The following is an 18,114-nucleotide window of genomic DNA, read 5'->3' on the forward strand; positions in this document are numbered from 1 at the left end:
CGCGGTGCCTTTTTGGAAAAGCGGTTGCATGAAACCGTCTCTTCGGGGTATAATGGCGATATGCGTCGGCGGACAGCTTTCCCCACTGACGGAAATGAAAATACAAAGGAGTTTTACAGCGTATGAAAAATGACCTGTTTTCTATTGGACCGTTTACCGTACACGGCTATGGACTGATGATTGCGATCGGAGTTTTGTCCGCTTATTATATGGTGGAATACCGTGCAAAAAAGAAACAGATGGACTGGGAAAAAGTGTTCCCGCTGACGGTCTGGTCGGTGCTGGGCGGCTTTTTGGGCTCGAAGATTCTGTATCTTCTGACAAGACTGCCGGACATTCTTGCAAATCCGGTGCTTCTTGGCAGCAGCATTAAGGACGGCTTTGTCGTATACGGCGGCATTATCGGGGGTATCCTGACTGCGTGGATTTACTGCAAATGTACGAAATGGAACTTTTGGAAAATTTTTGATATCGCGATGCCTGCGGTTGCGATGGCACAGGGCTTCGGGCGGATTGGCTGCCTGCTCGCCGGCTGCTGCTACGGAATAGAGCTGGATCCCGCAAACCCGATAGGGATCGTGTTCCACAATTCCGCCTATGCACCAAATGATGTCGCGCTTTTGCCGACGCAGATTATTTCCAGTGTGCTGGATTTTGCAAACTGCTTCGTGCTGCTTGCACTGTCGAAGAAGCTCAAAACAGACGGACAGGTGGCGAGCTGTTATCTGATCTTTTATAGCATCGGCAGATTTGTCCTGGAATACTTCCGGGGCGACCTGATCCGGGGAAACGTCGGGGAGTTTTCCACGTCGCAGTTTATCTCCCTGTTTATCTGTCTGATCGGTCTTGTATTGCTTTTTGGACTTCCAGTTCTTGCAAAAAAGAAAGGAGCTTGCGCACAGTCGGAGGAATAGCGCCGGATTTTGCATAGGCGAAGCCGATTTTGCGGGCGGGAATGGAAACCGGCATTTTCAGCTGGACAAGCCTTCCCTCTGCGAGCTCGTCGCGGACGAAATTTTTGATGACGCAGGCGATTCCTAAGTCGATTTTTGCAAATTCGATCAGAAGATCCATGGAGGTTACGTCGATAATCCGGGAGGCGCTTAAGTTTTCCTGGGAAAGATAGCGGTCGATGTACCGGCGGGTAATATTTTCTTTATTCAATAATAGGAGCGTAGACGCTGCAAACGCCGTCCGGGAGGAAAGATGGTCGTTTGGGTGGATGCGCTCTTTTAAATTGTCGAGATAGGTGTGCGTGGTGACAAAAATATCCTGAATGTCGGTGAGGGGTTCAAAAACAAACGCAGACATGTCATCCTCTGCGCCGATCAGCCCGATGTCGAGCGTGCCTTGTTCGAGTGCCTGCATCGTTTCGAGGGAGGACTGGCAGGCGATGGAAAGCTGGATATGCGGGTTTTGGCGGATAAAGGGCTGTAGGATCGGGAGCAGGACATATTTGCACAGCGTCGCAGAAACGCCGATGGAAAGATGTCCCATGCCGAGCTTTTGGAAGCGCTGCAGCTGTTCTTCGCCCTGGGTGATCGCCTGGAAAGCGTTTTCTACCTGGGCAAACAGGATTTCGCCCGGTTCCGTCAAGGAAACACCGCGGGAGGAGCGGTAAAAAAGCGTCGTGCCAAGACTCTGTTCAAGCTTGGAGATCGCCTTGGAAATGGCGGGCTGGCTGATGTAGAGCTCGCGCGCCGCGCCGGAAATGTTGCGGCATTTGGCGACGGTATAAAAAATGTGGTAAAGATTAAAATTCTGTTCCATAAGTTTCCCTTTCCGGCAGACCGGTAGTAATTTTTACCATATGCGGTCTGTTTCTGTCTGTTACTGGTATAACTGATTTTATATATAACACAATCCTACCATAACTGATGATTATAGTAAATATAAGAGAAAGGTATTTTCCTTTCTGAATGTACTATGATACACTTAAATACAGAAAAAAGACGTCCGGGGCGACGGACATCTGCAAATCCGGCTGTTTTTCAGCCAAAAAGGAGATCGGATCATATGGGAATGACAATGACACAGAAGATTCTGGCCGCGCATGCCGGACTCGATCATGTGGAAGCAGGACAGCTGATTGAAGCGCAGCTGGATCTGGTTCTTGGCAACGACATTACAAGCCCGGTTGCCATCAAAGAGATGGAAAAAATGAAGGTGGACGGTGTGTTCGATAAGGACAAGATCGCGCTGGTACCGGATCATTTTGTACCGAACAAGGATATCAAATCGGCAGAACACTGCAAATGCGTGCGCGAATTCGCACGCCGCAATGAGATCACGAACTATTTCGAGGTCGGCGAGATGGGAATTGAGCATGCCCTGTTGCCGGAAAAAGGACTTACCGTAGCAGGTGATGTCGTAATCGGTGCAGACTCCCATACCTGTACCTACGGTGCGCTTGGCGCATTTTCCACCGGCGTCGGCAGCACAGATATGGCGGCTGGAATGGCGACCGGCAAGGCGTGGTTTAAAGTTCCGTCTGCAATCCGGTTTAACCTGATCGGCAAACCGGGCAAGTGGGTCAGCGGCAAGGATGTGATTTTACATATCATCGGCAAGATCGGCGTAGACGGCGCACTGTATAAATCCATGGAATTTACCGGTGAGGGTGTTGCCAATTTAAGCATGGACGACCGGTTTACAATTGCCAACATGGCGATTGAGGCAGGCGGCAAGAACGGCATTTTCCCGGTAGACGACAAGGCGATCGCATACATGAAGGAGCATTCCACAAAGCCATACCACATTTACGAAGCGGATGCGGATGCTGTTTATGATGAGGAATACACGATTGACCTTTCTGCACTGCGTCCGACGATCGCATTCCCGCATCTTCCGGAAAACACAAAGACCATCGATGAAATCCAGGAATCTGTTGCCATCGACCAGGTTGTGATCGGTTCCTGTACAAACGGCAGACTGGATGACCTTCGGATCGCTGCAGAGGTGCTGGAGGGCAGACATGTGGCAAAGGGGATCCGTTGTATCGTAATCCCTGCGACTCAGAAGATTTACATGGAAGCGATGGAAGAAGGGCTGTTAAAGACCTTTATCGAGGCGGGAGCAGTGGTCAGCACACCGACCTGCGGACCCTGCCTTGGCGGTTATATGGGCGTTCTGGCAGAGGGCGAGCGCTGTGTATCGACGACGAACCGGAACTTTGTCGGACGTATGGGGCACGTCAAATCAGAGGTTTATCTGGCGAGCCCGGCAGTTGCGGCAGCCAGCGCGGTGGCGGGACAGATCGCATGTCCTGAGCAGCTCGATTGAGGAGGGACAAAACAGCATGAAAAAGGCGAACGGAACAGTTTTCAAATATGGAGATAACGTGGATACGGATGTCATTATCCCCGCACGTTACTTAAATTCCTCTGATCCGGCAGAGCTTGCACAGCACTGCATGGAGGATATTGACAAGGATTTCATCAAAAACGTAAAGCCCGGCGATATCATTGTTGCGGATAAAAATTTCGGCTGCGGTTCTTCCAGAGAGCATGCGCCGATTGCTATCAAGGCGGCTGGCGTCAGCTGTGTTATTGCACAGACCTTTGCCCGGATTTTTTACCGTAATTCGATCAATATCGGACTGCCGATCATCGAATGCCCGGAGGCGGCAGAAGCAATTCAGGCGGGTGATGAGGTCGAAATCGATTTCGATACCGGTATCATCACCGACAAGACGCAGAACAGGCAGTTCAAAGGACAGGCGTTTCCACCCTTCATGCAGAAGATTATCGCTGCAGGCGGACTGATCAATTACATTAACGAGGATTAAATAATAGAATGCATGCTCCGCCGCAGGTTTGAAACGCCTGCGGCGGCTTTTTGCAGTTGCGGTTTTGGGTCCGTCCGGCTCCGGCAAAACGACGCTGATGAACATCATTGGCTGTATGGACCGGTCAGAAGCAGCGTGTATCGATTATGGATGGACAGCTGTCGCAAAAACAAGCAGAATTGCCAGAAAACCAATATTTGCAAGGGTGAACAGAAGAAAGTACTGCCCTTTCTGTTCGGGAAGCTTCCGGGCGATCTGCCGATAAGAAATCAGGCTTGCCATCGATGCGATCAGGGTTCCGAGCCCACCTAAATTAGTGCCGACGATCAGCGCTGGAACGTTATTGGAAAAGCCGGACAGCAAAAGCGCCGCCGGAACGTTGCTCATGACCTGGGAGGCGAGGACGCTGATGAGGATTTCCCGACCGGAGAGCGCTGCAGAAAGCCAGGAGGCAAAGGCGGGAATTCTGCCGAGATTTCCGATGAAAATAAAAAATGCGAGAAACGTGGCGAGCAGGGAATAATCGACCTGTGCCAGCACTTTTTTATCTGCGATCAATGCGCCCAAGAGGACGAGGACAAAGACTGCCGGGTAGGGAAGCACATGCAAAACGGCAAGGAGGCAGAAGAAAAACAAAACGATGTAAAGCCGGATCAGCGCCGGCTTTTTTTGTGCAGCGTTTGTAGTCGGATTCTGGATTGAGGAAGAGACTGTTTGCTGCCGATGCGGATGTCCCAGATAGAAAATGCAGACAGAAAGCAGGATGGCAGACAGCAGCGTATAAGGGAGCATGAGCTGCAAAAAAGCGGAAAAGGACAGTTGGCTTTTGCCATACAGATATAAATTCTGAGGGTTCCCGATGGGAGTCAGCATGCTGCCGAGGTTGGCGGCAATAGTCTGCAGGCAAACAACGGGCGTCAGGTGTTTTTTGCCGGATGCTTCCGGCAGCTGTCCCAGTACAGCAAAGGAAAACGGAACGAAGGTCAGGAGCGCAACGTCGTTCGTGATCAGCATACTGCAAAAAAAGCATAAACCGACCAGGACGAATACCAGGGAAGTGATGCTGTTTGTGCGGGACAGCAGGGAATATGCGAACCGTGTAAAAACGCCCTGACGCTGCAGCCCGGACATGACAGTCATTAGGGAAAACAGGATGGTAAGCGTGCGAAAATCGATATAACCGAAATAGGATGCGTCCGGCAAAACGAAGCAGGCAGAGAGCAGGGCGAGCAAAACGGCAATCGACAGGACAGCCTCCTGGCGGATTTTGTAAAACAGTTTCTGAAAGATGGAATATAGCATGGGAAAGCCTCTTTTTCTTTTTATTATGGGATATTTCTTGTAAATACTATAATTTTTACAAATAGGAAAGTCAAGGAACAATGAAAAAGGGATGACTTTTTGGAAAGATTATTGTAATATGGAGAAAGGTCAAAACAACGAATGTAAAGGAGTATTGACTGTATGAGATTTCGGGAAGAGGTTTTAGCAAAGATTTTTACCTATATTACTGTCGCCGTGCTGCTGGGAATCGTTGCATTCGAGGCATGGGGGCTTTCGCGAGAGCGAAGCCGCAGAAAGGATGCAGAGGACAATGCAGCAGTACTTCAGGAAGAAGTAGAGAACATGCGGGATATCAACAGCACCCTGAAAAAAGAAAACGGAGAGCTTTCTGCATTTCGCAACAAATGGAATGTATACGTTTCTTCTTTGACCAGCAGTGAGGTTTTAGAGCTTCAGCACGATTTGTTTATGCGGACAGATTTGATTCCGCAGGAGGCGAAGGAAGAAATCGCAAAGCGGGAAGCCGGGCTTCTTACGGAAGAAACAGATGGGAAAAGTACGTCTGAGCAGAGCTCTTCCAAAAATAAAACGTCGAAAACGGATACCAAAAGCAAAACGACAGACAACGCCAGAACTGCAAAAATCGTCGTCGGGGAATATTCGTTTGACAATCCGAATGGGGAAAATATTTTTCTGCCGGTCAGCGCCAACACGGGAGACGGGGAGAATTGTCTGATCTACACGGCTGCCTATGAAGAGGAGGGAAGCCATGTGATCGAATTATTATATGAAATTACGCTGGATGAATCGGGTACGATCGCGCGCAGGGATACGACCGGGGAAGTGGAATGGTACTGTGTCGCCTATCAGGCGGGCGGAGGCTGGAAAGCGACAGCAACAAAGGAGGACGCAGGGCAATGATGACAATTGACCAGATTTTAACAAAGCTGGATCATTATTATAAGGAGGATCAGCTGACAGAGATAGAGCCGTTTCTCTTATCCTGTCTGGAGGATGCCAAAAAAGAGCAGGAGTATGGCATTTATATTTCCGTCGGCAACGAGCTTCTGGGCTTTTACAGAAGCATCGGACAGTTTGAGGCTGCATTTGCGGTCGGGGAGGACGTTCTTCTTTTGATGGAGGAGCTGCAGCTGGATCATACCGTCCATTTTGCAACGACCTTGTTCAATGTGGCGACTGCGTACCGCACGGCAGGAAAATACGAGGAAGCACTTGCAAATTATCGGCGTGCCCTTGAAATTTATCAAAAAGAGCTTCCCAAAGACGACTATCGTCTGGCAGAACTATATAGCAGCATCAGTATTTTATTGGAAAAGCTCAACGAAAATGAAAATGCGGCGCTGTTTTTGGAAAAAGCGATTCAGATTATGGAAAAACAGCCTGGAACAAGGGTTGAAGTAGCGACTTCCCGGACGAGTCTTGCACTGATCGAGCTGAAAATGGACAAGCTGGAAGCGGCGGAAAAGCATCTCGAGCTTGCGATTTCCGCGTTTAAAGAGGATGGCGGCAAGACGGATACACACTACAGCGCAGCGCTTGCCGGACTCGGCGAGGTCTGCTACCGTCAGGGCAGTCTGGAACGCGCCCTGGAAAATTATGAGCACGCGCTGTTTGAGGTGGAAAAGCATTTCGGCAGAAAAGAAGGCTACGGTCTGCTCTGCGGCAACTGCGCGGCGATCTGCAGAGAGCTTGGACAGAGCGCAAAAGCTGAAGAGTATGAGGTGCAGCGCAAAAAATACTGCCCGGAAGCCTGACAGGACGGGGAAATAAAACTTGAAACATACGTTCGAAAATGATACAATAAGCAGCGGCGAATACAGGAGGGATTTCCTTTTGATCGCCGCTGTTATACTGGCAGCGGCAGCAGCTGTCTTTTTCTTTCAGGTCAAAAACAGGACTTCCGGTACGGTTTATGCGATCGTGGAGCAGGACAGTAAAGAGCTGATGCGTCTGCCGCTGTCGGAACCCGGGGAATATCGGATTTCCGATGGAGACAGCTATAACGTGATCGAAATTACAGAGGGTGGCGTCCGAATGAAGGAAGCGGACTGCCCGGATCAGATCTGCGTCAGCCGCGGACTGATTCGGAAAAGCGGACAGAGTATCGTCTGCCTGCCGCACCGGCTTGTCATCCGTCTGGAACAGCTGGGAGATCAGGAACTGGATGCGGTAGCAGAATGAAACGACTGAGCTGGTCAACGAAATAGATCAAACTGGTCAATGACAGATTGGATCCGCCAGAAAGGAGCAAACTTTAAGTAATCAAAATCATTGTCAATAGTAATTAAATGTGTTGAAATATACCCACGGAGGATATTGTTATGAACACATCTAATATCACTAATTACAAACCAAAAGATTTTGCTGAATTATTGGGTGTCTCAGTCAAAACGTTACAACGCTGGGATAGAGAGGGGATTCTAAAAGCAAATCGAACTCCAACTGATAGGCGTTATTATACTTATGACCAATATCTTCAGTTTAAGGGCATAAATTCTGAAAACGATAATCGTCAGACTGTTATTTATGCCAGAGTATCTACAAGAAACCAAAAAGATGATTTACAAAACCAAGTAACTTTTTTACGCCAGTTTTGCAATGCGAAAGGTATCATTGTAGATCAATGTATTGAAGATTATGGAAGTGGGCTTAACTACAATCGTAAAAAGTGGAATCAATTATTAGATGAAGTAATGGAACAAAAAATCAAAACTATCATAATTACACATAAAGATAGATTTGTCAGATTTGGCTATGATTGGTTTGAAAAATTCTGTATGAGGTTTCATACAACCATAGTGGTAGTGAATAATGAAGAATTATCACCGCAGGAAGAACTTGTACAGGATATTGTATCTATTCTTCACGTTTTTTCTTGTAGATTGTACGGTCTTCGTAAGTATAAAAAACAAATAGAAGGGGATGAGGAAATTGCTAAAGAGCTTCAAAACGGAAATAAATCCGACAGTCGAGCAAAAAATCAAGATTAACAAGACGATCGGCACTTGTAGATACGTCTATAACTTCTATCTCGGTCACAACAAAGCTTTATACGATAAAGGTGAAAAGTTTATGACCGGCAAGAGTTTTAGCGTATGGCTCAATAATGAGTACATTCCTGATAATCCTGATAAAATATGGATTAAAGAAGCATATTCAAAAGCTGTAAAAAAATCTATAGAAGATGGATGCACTGCATTTAAAAGATTTTTTAAACATCAAAGTGCTTTTCCTAATTTCAAAAAGAAAGGTAAATCTGATGTAAAAATGTATTTCGTAAAGAATAATCCTAAAGATTGTAGATGCGAGAGACATAGGTTAAACATACCCACTTTAGGTTGGGTACGCATGAAAGAAAAAGGCTATATACCAACAACGAAAGACGGATGGAAAATCAAAAGCGGTACAGTATCCATCAAAGCAGGTAGATATTATGTGTCAGCTCTTGTAGAAATTCCCGACGCTAAGATTGCTAATAATAGCAATGACGGTATAGGAATTGACCTGGGTTTGAAAGACCTGGCGATTGTTTCTAATGGTAAAACTTACAAAAATATCAATAAGTCAGCAAGAGTTAAGAAATTGGAAAAGAAATTGCGCAGAGAACAAAGAGGTCTCTCACGCAAGTATGAAAATTCAAAGAAAGGGGAGTCCACTCAAAAGAATATACAAAAGCAAAAGCTCAAAGTGCAAAGACTTCATCATAAAATAGATAATATCCGTACTGATTATATCAATAAATCAATAGCCGAGATAGTGAAAACCAAGCCATCTTATATAACGATTGAAGATTTGAATGTATCAGGAATGATGAAGAACAGACATCTATCAAAAGCCGTTGCGTCACAAAAGTTCTATGAATTTAGAACTAAGCTTAAAGCGAAGTGTGATGAAAATGGTATTGAATTAAGAGTCGTAGACAGATGGTATCCATCATCCAAAATATGTCACTGCTGTGGTGCTATCAAGAAAGATTTGAAGCTTTCAGATAGAATATACCGTTGTGATTGTGGCTATGTCGAGGATAGGGATTTCAATGCTGCTCTTAATCTAAGAGATGCTTTAACTTACGAAGTTGCATAATGAACGCAAACGTAAGTATGTACTGCGGGCTATCGCAGGAATTTACGACTGTGGAGTGTACAAGAACTTGTGAGTAGCGTATTGTTTACAATCGCCAAAGCATACACATTGAAGCAGTAAGAAGTATCCGCAAGGACTTCAATTTCTCCATGTGTTTGAGTATATTTAAACATATTTTGAGTGGCAGCAAAGCTTCATGAACAGCAACAGTACACGCAATCCTTCCGGAAAAACAGCCTTTCTCGGTGTCATGACCGCGGCGGCACTGATGCTTTCCTATATAGAATCGCTGTTTATCCTTGTCCCGGGCATCCCGGGGATTAAACTGGGATTTGCGAATCTGGCAGTGGTATTGTGTCTGTATCGCTATGGCTGGAAGGAAGCCCTTTTTCTGAATGCGGTTCGGATTGCACTGGCAGCATTTTTGTTCGGGAGTATGTTTACGATGTTATACAGCCTGGCGGGGGCGGCATGTGCGTTTGCTGCGATGGTGCTTGCAAAACGCCTGAAGCTGTTTTCTGTCGTCGGCGTGAGCGTCCTTGGCGGCGTGTGCCATAATCTGGGGCAGCTGGCGGTGGCGGTCGCAGTGCTCGGAGGCAGCTGGGCAGGCTGGTATCTGCCGTGGCTTATGCTGGCAGGCTGCGTGACCGGGATTTTTATTGGCGTGTGCGCAGGGGCGGTCAACCGGGCGCTGCCGCCGCAGAGATAGGATACGGCAGAGGGAGAACACATGATTGCATATTTAAACGGCATACTCGCCGAAATCGAAGAAGAAAATATTGTAATAGAAGTAAACGGTATTGGCTATAATGTCCGAATTCCGGCGGGAATGGCGGGACGGCTTCCCCAGATCGGAGAAGTGGTTAAACTCTATACCTATACAAGCGTCCGGGAGGATGCGATCGGGCTGTATGGATTTTTGAGCCGGGACGACTTAAATATGTACCGGCAGCTGATTACGGTCAGCGGAATCGGGCCAAAGGGCGGTCTTTCGGTGCTCTCTGCGATGAGCGCAGACGAGCTTCGAATGGCAGTGATTTCCCAGGATGCAAAGGCGATTGCAAAAGCGCCCGGCGTTGGGACCAAAACCGCGCAGCGGATTATTTTGGAGTTAAAGGACAAGATTTCGTTAGAGGATACCGCAATGATGCGGGAGGTCAATCAGGTTCCGCAGGGCAGTATGCTGACGGGCAAAAGCCAGGCACAGACAGAAGCGGTAGAGGCACTGACGGCGCTTGGATATTCCCCGTCAGAAGCGCTGCGCGCGGTAAAGGCGGTGCTGCAGGAAACTCCGGATCTGGATGTGGAAGCCCTGTTAAAGGCGGCCCTGAAAAAAATGTTCTAAAAAGAAACCGACAAGCAGGATGTTTTACCTGCGGCAGGCACAAAAGCGCCATGCTTTTTTCACCTGCTGCAGCGTGATCAACGGTAGAATGGAGGCAACATGCCAAGAGTCATCGAGACGAATCTGACGGAGGAAGATAAAAAGATCGAGAAAACATTGCGTCCGCAGTGTCTGGACGATTATATCGGTCAGGAAAAAGCGAAGTCGACCTTAAAAATTTATATCGAAGCGGCAAAGCAACGCCATGATTCGCTGGATCACGTCCTGTTTTACGGACCTCCCGGTCTTGGAAAGACGACGCTTGCGGGGATTATCGCCAACGAAATGGGCGTCAACATGAAGGTAACCAGCGGTCCGGCGATCGAAAAGCCCGGCGAAATGGCTGCAATTCTGAACAATCTGCAGGAGGGTGATCTTCTGTTTGTCGATGAAATTCATCGCTTAAACCGTCAGGTGGAGGAAGTGCTTTACCCTGCAATGGAGGATTTTGCAATCGATATCATGATCGGAAAGGGAAGCACAGCGCGTTCTGTGCGTCTGGACCTGCCGCATTTTACGCTGGTGGGCGCGACGACGAGGGCGGGACTTTTAACAGCGCCGCTTCGGGATCGCTTCGGGATGATCCACCATATGGAATTTTATACGGAGGATGAGCTGAAGCTGATTATCAAGCAGTCGGCAAAGGTTCTGAACGTAAAAATCGAGGATGCGGGGGCGACGGAGCTTGCGCGCAGAAGCCGCGGGACGCCGCGTCTGGCAAACCGGATTTTGAAGCGGGTGCGCGATTTTGCGCAGGTCAAATATAACGGCGTGATTACGGAAACGGTGGCGCACACCGCCCTCGACCTGATGGATGTGGATACGCTCGGTCTGGATCGGGTGGATCGAAACATTCTTGTGACGATCATCGAAAAGTTTGGCGGCGGTCCGGTCGGACTGGACACGCTGGCAGCGTCGATCGGAGAGGATGCCGGTACGATCGAGGATGTTTATGAACCGTATCTTTTGATGAAAGGACTGATTGACCGCACGCCGCGCGGACGAGTTGCGACGCAGATTGCTTATACACATCTGGGACTTTAACGCTTGCAATTGGTGCTTTTTGCCCTTATAATGAAAAAGAATCGAACAGCGTTTTTTGAGTTCTGGCAACAGAGTGCGTACAAAATGTAGATGCTGTTGCTGACAGCGCTGTTCAGAAAGCGCGGATACGCGATACGAAAGGGTAGACAGTCATGGCGGTCAAGACAGATACAGAAGTGATCATCGGAGGCAGGGTACTGACGCTCAGCGGCTACGAAAGCGAAGAATACCTGCAGAAGGTGGCTTCTTATATCAATAATAAACTGGCAGAATACAACCGGGTGGAAAGCTTTCGCCGTCAGCCGGCGGATATCCAGAACATTTTAGTGGAATTGAACATTGCGGACGATTATTTTAAGGCGAAAAAGCAGATCGAGGAGATGGAGGAAGAAGCAGCCTCCAAGGAAAAAGAGCTGTATGACTTAAAGCACGAGCTGATTGCTTCCCAGATCAAGCTGGATAATACGGAAAAGAGCCTGCGGACGCTGCAGCAGGATCAGCAGGAAAGTTCCAGACAGATCGTGCGCCTGGAAACCGAGATCCGCGGAATGAAGGATAAAAAGTAACAGAATACATGTTCTGTAATTGTTCTATTGTCTTGAATTAAAGGAAACAGACGGTCAGGCTGTCAGCGATGACAGCCTGTTTCTTTATCGTATTGGAAACTTGTTTCCAATACGATAAAGACGCTCCGCGGAGATCGCACTGCGGCGGAATGGAAGAATGTCGCTTGCGCGATCCGCCGCAGGCGGAGAATGTGCCAAGGCACATTCTTTTTTATTCATGACAATAGAATGCTCGCAGAGCATGCATTCTATTGTTATATTTTCTTTATCAATGGAGGAAGAGGATGGAAGAATACAGAGGCGAGCTTTTGGCTCCTGCCGGAACTATGGACTGCTTAAAGGCAGCGATTGCAGCGGGTGCGGACGCCGTGTATCTGGGTGGACAGCGGTTCGGTGCGCGGGCGTTTGCCGGAAACTTTTCCAGGGAAGAGCTGTTAGAGGGACTTTCCCTCGCCCATCTGTGGAATCGGAAAATCTATTTAACTGTCAATACGCTGACAAAGCAGGACGAGCTTTCAGGACTTTGCGACTGGATCGCACCGTTTTATGAGGCGGGGCTGGACGGCGTCATCGTTCAGGATATGGGCGTTTTGGAGAAGCTGCGCAAAAATTTTCCCGGCATGGAGCTGCATGCCAGCACGCAGATGACGGTGACGGAGAGCAGAAGTGCCCTGTTTTTAAAATCGTTGGGTGTCTGTCGGATTGTCCCGGCGAGGGAATTGAGCCTGGAAGAAATTCGCCTGTTAAAAGAGCAGACTGGTCTGGCAATGGAAGTATTTATCCATGGAGCCTTGTGCTATTGCTATTCCGGACAGTGCCTGTTTTCAAGCTTTCTGGGCGGAAGAAGCGGAAACCGGGGACGCTGTGCGCAGCCATGCAGACAGCCCTATACGGTGCTTGGACAGGAAGCAGGAGGGGGCAGGATGGGCGGAAAAAGTCAGCAAAAACCTCCGGCGTATCCGCTGAGCTTAAAAGATCTCTGTGTGCTGCCGTTTTTACCGGAGTTGATGGATGCAAAAATCGATTCCTTTAAAATAGAAGGGCGGATGAAGAGCCCGGAATATGTTGCCGGCGTTACTGCAATCTACCGCAAATATATGGATTTGTATCTGACAGATCGGGAGCATTGGCAAATCGATCCGAAGGATCAGGAGCTTTTGGCAAAGCTCTACGTTCGTTCGGAAACCGGCGGCGGATATTATCACAGGCATAACGGCAGAGAAATGCTGACGTTGGAAAAACCCGGATATTTGGCATGTCCACAGGAAATTTTGGAACGGGTGCATGGGATGATGGAGGATGGCAAGCTGCAAAAGCCAGTCAGCTTCCATGCGGCAATCCGTCCGGGCGAGCCGATCAATTTAACAGCGTCCTGCGAAGGCATTTCGGTTCAAAAAGAAGGCACAGTCGCACAGCCGGCACAGAAGCGCCCACTGGCAGAGGATGATGTCGTCAAGCAGCTCAAAAAGACCGGCGGCTCATTCTACGGGGCAGATGATATTTCCGTAGAGCTGGACGGAGACAGCTTTGTTCCGGTTTCTGCGCTCAACGAGCTGCGTCGGGAAACGCTGGATGCGTTGACGGAGAAACTGCAGGATCGACAAAAAAGAACATATGTTCCGGAACACGGCCGGGAAGCAGAAACAGCGCAGCCCGAGGCCGGCGAATCGACTGCGACTGCAGCAGCTATGCCGCCCCTTCATTATGCGGATACCCAGCGTCCGCAGCCAACCAAATGCTATGTCTCTGTCCTGCAGGCAGAGCAGGCATTTGCCGCGCTGCGCACGACGGGCACAGATCGGTTGTACCTTTCTTCGGATTTGATGGACGATCCGAAAACCGGACAGCTGATGGAACTCGTAAGGAACGTGAAAGCAGATCGTCCCGGATTTGAACTGTTTGTGACGCTTCCGACGATCCTACGCTCGTACAGCGAACCGTATTTAAAACGTCTGTCGGGACAGGTGAAGGCCTATGACGGGCTGGTGGATGGATTTTTGGCGGGCAGCCTTGGTGGAATGTGCTGGGTGACAGAAAAATATCCGGAGAAAAAGCTCTCCCTGCAGCATAGCGTTTATACGTTTAACCGGGAAACCAGGCAATTGTATCAGGACTGTTTTGCACCGGACAGCTACACAGCGCCGTTAGAATTAAACCGCAGGGAGCTGGAAGCGCTTCCTCCCCAAAATCAGGAAATGGTGGTTTACGGAAGGGTGCCGATGATGGTCAGTGCCGGATGCGTCAAAAGAAGCCTGGGGGCCTGTCAGATTTCCCATACGCAAAAGCAGCTGTCGCAGGGAATCCCTGCAGCAGCGTTTTCCTGTCGGTTAAAGGATCGCTACAATGTAGAATTTCCCGTATGGGTTAACTGCAGGCACTGCATGAACACGATTTACAATTCTGTGCCGCTTTCCCTGCATCAGTATCTTGCAGAGCAGAAAAGGCGCGGTATCCGTGCAATCCGTCTGGATTTTACGGACGAGACGGCGGAAAAAACGCGGGAAGTGCTCGAATTTTTCAGCGAAGGAAAAGGAACAGCACCGGCGCAGTATACGACCGGACATTATAAAAAAGGAGTACAGTAAGCGTGGCATATACGATTGTGATAGCATCCAGATATCTGATCCCGCTGTTTTTGTATCTGTTTCTTAGCTGTAGCATTTATGCGCTGTTTGTCGGGGACGTTCGCAAACAGTCTGGCGCTGCAGCGCTGCAGATGGTCTTTTTATTTCTGATGCAGTTTACGGCGTGGCTGACCATCGTGATCCGGACGCAGCAAAGTAAATATCTGCTGTTTTATGCTTTTTTACAGATTCTGACGCTGGCGCTGCCGGTGTTGGCGTGGTTTATCTATCCGGGAATCAGCCGGATTGTTATGAATCATATGTGTATGCTTTTCAGTGCGGGGCTGATCGTGCTGACACGGCTCGATCTGACAAAGGCGATCAAACAGCTGATTATCGCGGGCGCATCCTTTGTCGTATTTCTGATTGTGCCGTGGATCTTGCGCAAATGCAGGTTTCTGGAAAAACTTGGCTGGATTTATGCCGGAATCGGAATTGCAGCCCTTGGAATCGTGCTGATTTTAGGACAGGTGACGCACGGCTCGAAGCTGTCCTGGTCGATAGGTGGAATTACCTTCCAGCCGTCGGAGTTTGTCAAACTGACGTTCGTATTTTTTCTGGCAGCGGTTCTTTCCGAAAAGACAGGAATCCGGCAGGTGGTCGCAGCTGGAATCGGAGCAACAGCGCATGTGCTGATTCTTGTACTGTCGAAGGATCTGGGCAGCGCGTTGATTCTTTTTATGGTGTATGTGTTTCTGATGACGATTTCTGCACATCAGCCACTGTATCTGGCTGGCGGGCTTGTCGCCGGGGCAGGCGCATCGTTGCTTGCGTACCGGATGTTTTCCCATGTACAGGTGCGCGTGCAGGCGTGGAGAGATCCATGGAGTGTGATTGATAAGCAGGGATATCAGATCGCACAGGCACTGTTTGCGATGAGCCGCGGCGGATTGTTCGGACTGGGAATCGGAAAAGGCACGCCGCAGGATATTCCATATGTGGAGACGGATTTCATTTTTTCCGCAGTGATCGAAGAGCTGGGGCTGCTCTTTGGAATTGGAATTTTGCTGACAGCGGCAGTGCTGTTTGTCCTGATGATTCGTCTGGCGGGTGGTCTTGCAGACGGATTTTACAGAAATCTTGTAGTAGGATTTGCAATTTTATACCTGTTTCAGACGTTTCTGACTGTCGGCGGCGGAAGCAAATTTATCCCGCTGACCGGTGTGACGCTTCCTCTTGTCAGCTACGGTGGAAGCAGCGTGATGACGACGATCCTGATGTTTGGCGTCATAGAAGGCGTTTTTGTCTTGCGGTATGATGAGGAGCTTCGAATTGAAAAGCAAAGAAGAAAGAAAAAAAGACAAACAGAAGAAACAGAATAAATGGCAGATGAACCGTGAACTCTATCTGTGCAGCCTGCTGATGCTTACAGTGTTTGCCGGGATGATCTGGTATCTGGCAGATTATGTGTCCTCCAATCAGGAAGCGCTGTTTAACAACAGCTACAATTCCCAGCAGCGCGTCCTCGCCCAGGAAAATACCCGCGGAACGATTTACGCTGGGACGGGAGAGGTGTTGGCACAGACTGTGATCGCAGAGGATGGAACATCAGTTCGGGAGTATCCCTATAAAAATATCTTTGCCCATGTGGTTGGTTACACGGATAAAGGAAAGACGGGGATCGAGGAGCTGGAAAATTATCAGCTGATTCATTCGGATATTTCTGACCGGGAAAAGTTGGATCATGAGCTGGCAGGAGAAAAAAATCCGGGAAACGATGTCTATACAACGCTGGACACCTCCCTGCAGCAGGCGGCGAGCGATGCGCTGGGGTTATACCGCGGTGCGATTGTTGTGACGGAGGTAAAAACGGGAAGAGTGCTCGCAATGGTCAGCAAGCCCGATTACGATCCGAACAAAATCGCAGAAAACTGGGAGACGCTCAGCACCGACAAGGACAAAGCAGCACTCGTAAACCGTGGGACGCAGGGACTGTATCCGCCTGGTTCGACCTTTAAAATCGTGACGGCGCTTGCCTATATCCGCCAAAATCCGGACAGCTGGCAAAATTATCATTATCAGTGTAACGGTGCATATATCAATGGAGACAATAAAATCAACTGCTATCACGGGAGCGTGCATGGCGATGTCAATCTGATGACCTCTTTTGCAAAATCATGCAATGCCTCTTTTGCCAACATTGGTATGTCGATGGATCGGGAAAAATTTGGCGAAACGATCGACGGTCTGCTGTTTAATCAGGAGTTTTCGTTCCCGCTTCCTTATAACCAGACGAAGGTAACGTTAGATCAGGACAGCACGGACGAGGACGTGATTCAGACGTCGATCGGTCAGGGGAAGACGCAGATCACGCCGGTACAGTTAAACCTGATTACGGCGGCGATCGCAAACGGCGGCAAACTGATGCAGCCGATCGTCGTGGATCGGGTGCTGAATGCAGACGGGAAGATACTGGAGAAAAATGAGCCGTCCGTTTATCGGGAGCTGATGTCGGAAAAAGAGTCGGAAGTGATGATTTCCCTGATGGAGGATGTTGTGCAGGAGGGAACCGGCAGAAAGCTAAAGGACCGTTCCTATACGGCTGCCGGGAAGACCGGAAGCGCTGAATTTTCCAGCGATAAGTCCGAATCCCATGCATGGTTTACAGGCTTTGCTCCGGCAGAGAATCCTGAGATTGCGGTGACAGTAATCGTGGAAAGCGCGGGTTCCGGAAGCGATTATGCAGTGCCCCTTGCCAGACAGGTGTTCGATGCATATTTTTCAGACTGACCGGACAATTTTGAATTTTCGGTAAATTCTTTTTGGAGAATAGGACTTGCCCTGTATCCGGATTTAAGGTATACTGAATTCCAGAGTCAGATATCGCCGGACAGGAGGAATTGCAGTGATAGAAGCAACGAGCTGCGGCGGTGTAGTAATTTTTAGGGGGAAGATCCTTCTGCTTTATAAAAATTATAAAAATAAATATGAAGGATGGGTACTCCCTAAAGGAACCGTGGAGGAGGGCGAGGAGTTTCAGCAGACCGCGCTCCGTGAGGTTCTGGAGGAAAGCGGTTCCAGAGCTTCCATTATCAAGTATGTGGGCAAAAGCGAATATACCTTCAACGTACCGGAGGATGTCGTGGAGAAAGAAGTTCACTGGTATTTGATGATGGCAGACAGTTATTACAGTAAGCCGCAAAGAGAAGAGTATTTTGTGGACTCCGGATTTTACAAGTATCATGAGGCCTATCATCTTTTGAAATTTGCCAATGAAAAGCAGATTCTCGAAAAAGCCTATCATGAATATCTGGAATTAAAGAAGAGCAATCTCTGGGGCAGCCACAAATACTATTAAGCGGACGGAAATCATCTGTTTAG

At 48.7% G+C, this 18,114-nt stretch carries 18 protein-coding genes; 16 read left to right on the forward strand and 2 right to left on the reverse strand.

Going from position 1 to position 18,114, the window contains the following annotated elements:
• Window positions 1-122 precede the first annotated feature (122 nt).
• Window positions 123-914, forward strand: a complete 792-nt coding sequence (locus OCV62_RS00500) for a prolipoprotein diacylglyceryl transferase (RefSeq protein ID WP_021915335.1) — start codon at window positions 123-125, stop codon at window positions 912-914.
• On the opposite strand, the gene OCV62_RS00505 is transcribed toward OCV62_RS00500, so the two are convergent.
• On the reverse strand, window positions 829-1,770 hold the full coding sequence (locus tag OCV62_RS00505) for a LysR family transcriptional regulator (protein ID WP_021915334.1): 942 nt from the start codon (window positions 1,768-1,770) through the stop codon (window positions 829-831). The two genes, OCV62_RS00500 and OCV62_RS00505, sit on opposite strands and share 86 nt — an antisense overlap.
• Before the next feature lie 246 nt (window positions 1,771-2,016).
• Here OCV62_RS00505 and leuC point away from each other — a divergent pair, with 246 nt between their 5' ends.
• Window positions 2,017-3,282 (forward strand): 3-isopropylmalate dehydratase large subunit, encoded by a 1,266-nt coding sequence (leuC, locus tag OCV62_RS00510; RefSeq protein ID WP_117959810.1) that lies wholly within the window; start codon window positions 2,017-2,019, stop codon window positions 3,280-3,282.
• Window positions 3,283-3,298: 16 nt separating this feature from the next.
• The gene (gene leuD / locus OCV62_RS00515; RefSeq protein ID WP_021915332.1) at window positions 3,299-3,787 is read left to right on the forward strand and encodes a 3-isopropylmalate dehydratase small subunit; all 489 of its coding nucleotides are present in this window, start codon (window positions 3,299-3,301) and stop codon (window positions 3,785-3,787) included.
• 144 nt (window positions 3,788-3,931) lie between these two features.
• Here leuD and OCV62_RS00520 read toward each other — a convergent pair whose 3' ends face one another.
• Complete coding sequence (locus OCV62_RS00520) at window positions 3,932-5,089, reverse strand: SLC13 family permease (RefSeq protein WP_262584640.1); 1,158 nt, start codon at window positions 5,087-5,089, stop codon at window positions 3,932-3,934.
• Window positions 5,090-5,251: 162 nt separating this feature from the next.
• On the opposite strand from OCV62_RS00520, the gene OCV62_RS00525 reads away from it, so the two are divergent.
• The 13 genes from OCV62_RS00525 to OCV62_RS00585 all read left to right on the forward strand — a co-directional run bounded on the left by OCV62_RS00525 (window position 5,252) and on the right by OCV62_RS00585 (window position 18,091).
• On the forward strand, window positions 5,252-5,992 hold the full coding sequence (locus OCV62_RS00525; RefSeq protein ID WP_262584642.1) for a hypothetical protein: 741 nt from the start codon (window positions 5,252-5,254) through the stop codon (window positions 5,990-5,992).
• Entirely contained in the window at window positions 5,989-6,846 is an 858-nt protein-coding gene (locus OCV62_RS00530; protein WP_262584644.1) for a tetratricopeptide repeat protein, read from the forward strand. Before OCV62_RS00525 ends, OCV62_RS00530 begins: the two co-directional genes overlap by 4 nt.
• A 79-nt stretch (window positions 6,847-6,925) precedes the next feature.
• Window positions 6,926-7,273: a NusG domain II-containing protein gene (locus OCV62_RS00535; RefSeq protein ID WP_262584645.1), complete on the forward strand. Its 348-nt coding sequence runs from the start codon at window positions 6,926-6,928 to the stop codon at window positions 7,271-7,273.
• Window positions 7,274-7,428: 155 nt separating this feature from the next.
• Entirely contained in the window at window positions 7,429-8,082 is a 654-nt protein-coding gene (locus tag OCV62_RS00540) for an IS607 family transposase (protein WP_262584866.1), read from the forward strand.
• Complete coding sequence (locus tag OCV62_RS00545) at window positions 8,015-9,175, forward strand: RNA-guided endonuclease InsQ/TnpB family protein (protein WP_262584646.1); 1,161 nt, start codon at window positions 8,015-8,017, stop codon at window positions 9,173-9,175. Before OCV62_RS00540 ends, OCV62_RS00545 begins: the two co-directional genes overlap by 68 nt.
• 196 nt (window positions 9,176-9,371) lie before the next feature.
• Entirely contained in the window at window positions 9,372-9,884 is a 513-nt protein-coding gene (locus tag OCV62_RS00550) for a Gx transporter family protein (RefSeq protein ID WP_262584648.1), read from the forward strand.
• Window positions 9,885-9,905: 21 nt separating this feature from the next.
• The gene (gene ruvA / locus OCV62_RS00555; protein WP_262584649.1) at window positions 9,906-10,520 is read left to right on the forward strand and encodes a Holliday junction branch migration protein RuvA; all 615 of its coding nucleotides are present in this window, start codon (window positions 9,906-9,908) and stop codon (window positions 10,518-10,520) included.
• Window positions 10,521-10,619: 99 nt separating this feature from the next.
• Window positions 10,620-11,603, forward strand: coding sequence for a Holliday junction branch migration DNA helicase RuvB (gene ruvB / locus OCV62_RS00560; RefSeq protein WP_117959804.1), 984 nt, complete (start codon window positions 10,620-10,622; stop codon window positions 11,601-11,603).
• 152 nt (window positions 11,604-11,755) lie between these two features.
• Window positions 11,756-12,169 (forward strand): cell division protein ZapA, encoded by a 414-nt coding sequence (locus tag OCV62_RS00565; RefSeq protein WP_117959803.1) that lies wholly within the window; start codon window positions 11,756-11,758, stop codon window positions 12,167-12,169.
• A 284-nt stretch (window positions 12,170-12,453) separates the two neighbouring features.
• Window positions 12,454-14,754, forward strand: a complete 2,301-nt coding sequence (locus OCV62_RS00570; RefSeq protein ID WP_262584650.1) for a U32 family peptidase — start codon at window positions 12,454-12,456, stop codon at window positions 14,752-14,754.
• A 2-nt stretch (window positions 14,755-14,756) separates the two neighbouring features.
• A complete protein-coding gene (locus tag OCV62_RS00575; RefSeq protein WP_117959801.1) occupies window positions 14,757-16,115 on the forward strand; it encodes an FtsW/RodA/SpoVE family cell cycle protein in 1,359 nt (452 codons plus the stop codon).
• Window positions 16,066-17,523, forward strand: coding sequence for a peptidoglycan D,D-transpeptidase FtsI family protein (locus OCV62_RS00580; protein WP_262584653.1), 1,458 nt, complete (start codon window positions 16,066-16,068; stop codon window positions 17,521-17,523). Before OCV62_RS00575 ends, OCV62_RS00580 begins: the two co-directional genes overlap by 50 nt.
• A gap of 115 nt (window positions 17,524-17,638) precedes the next feature.
• Entirely contained in the window at window positions 17,639-18,091 is a 453-nt protein-coding gene (locus OCV62_RS00585) for an NUDIX hydrolase (protein WP_021916112.1), read from the forward strand.
• The last annotated feature ends 23 nt before the right edge of the window (window positions 18,092-18,114 follow it).

Origin of the sequence: Gallintestinimicrobium propionicum, from assembly GCF_025567525.1 — a bacterium.
GTDB classification, from domain to species: domain Bacteria; phylum Bacillota; class Clostridia; order Lachnospirales; family Lachnospiraceae; genus Gallintestinimicrobium; species Gallintestinimicrobium propionicum.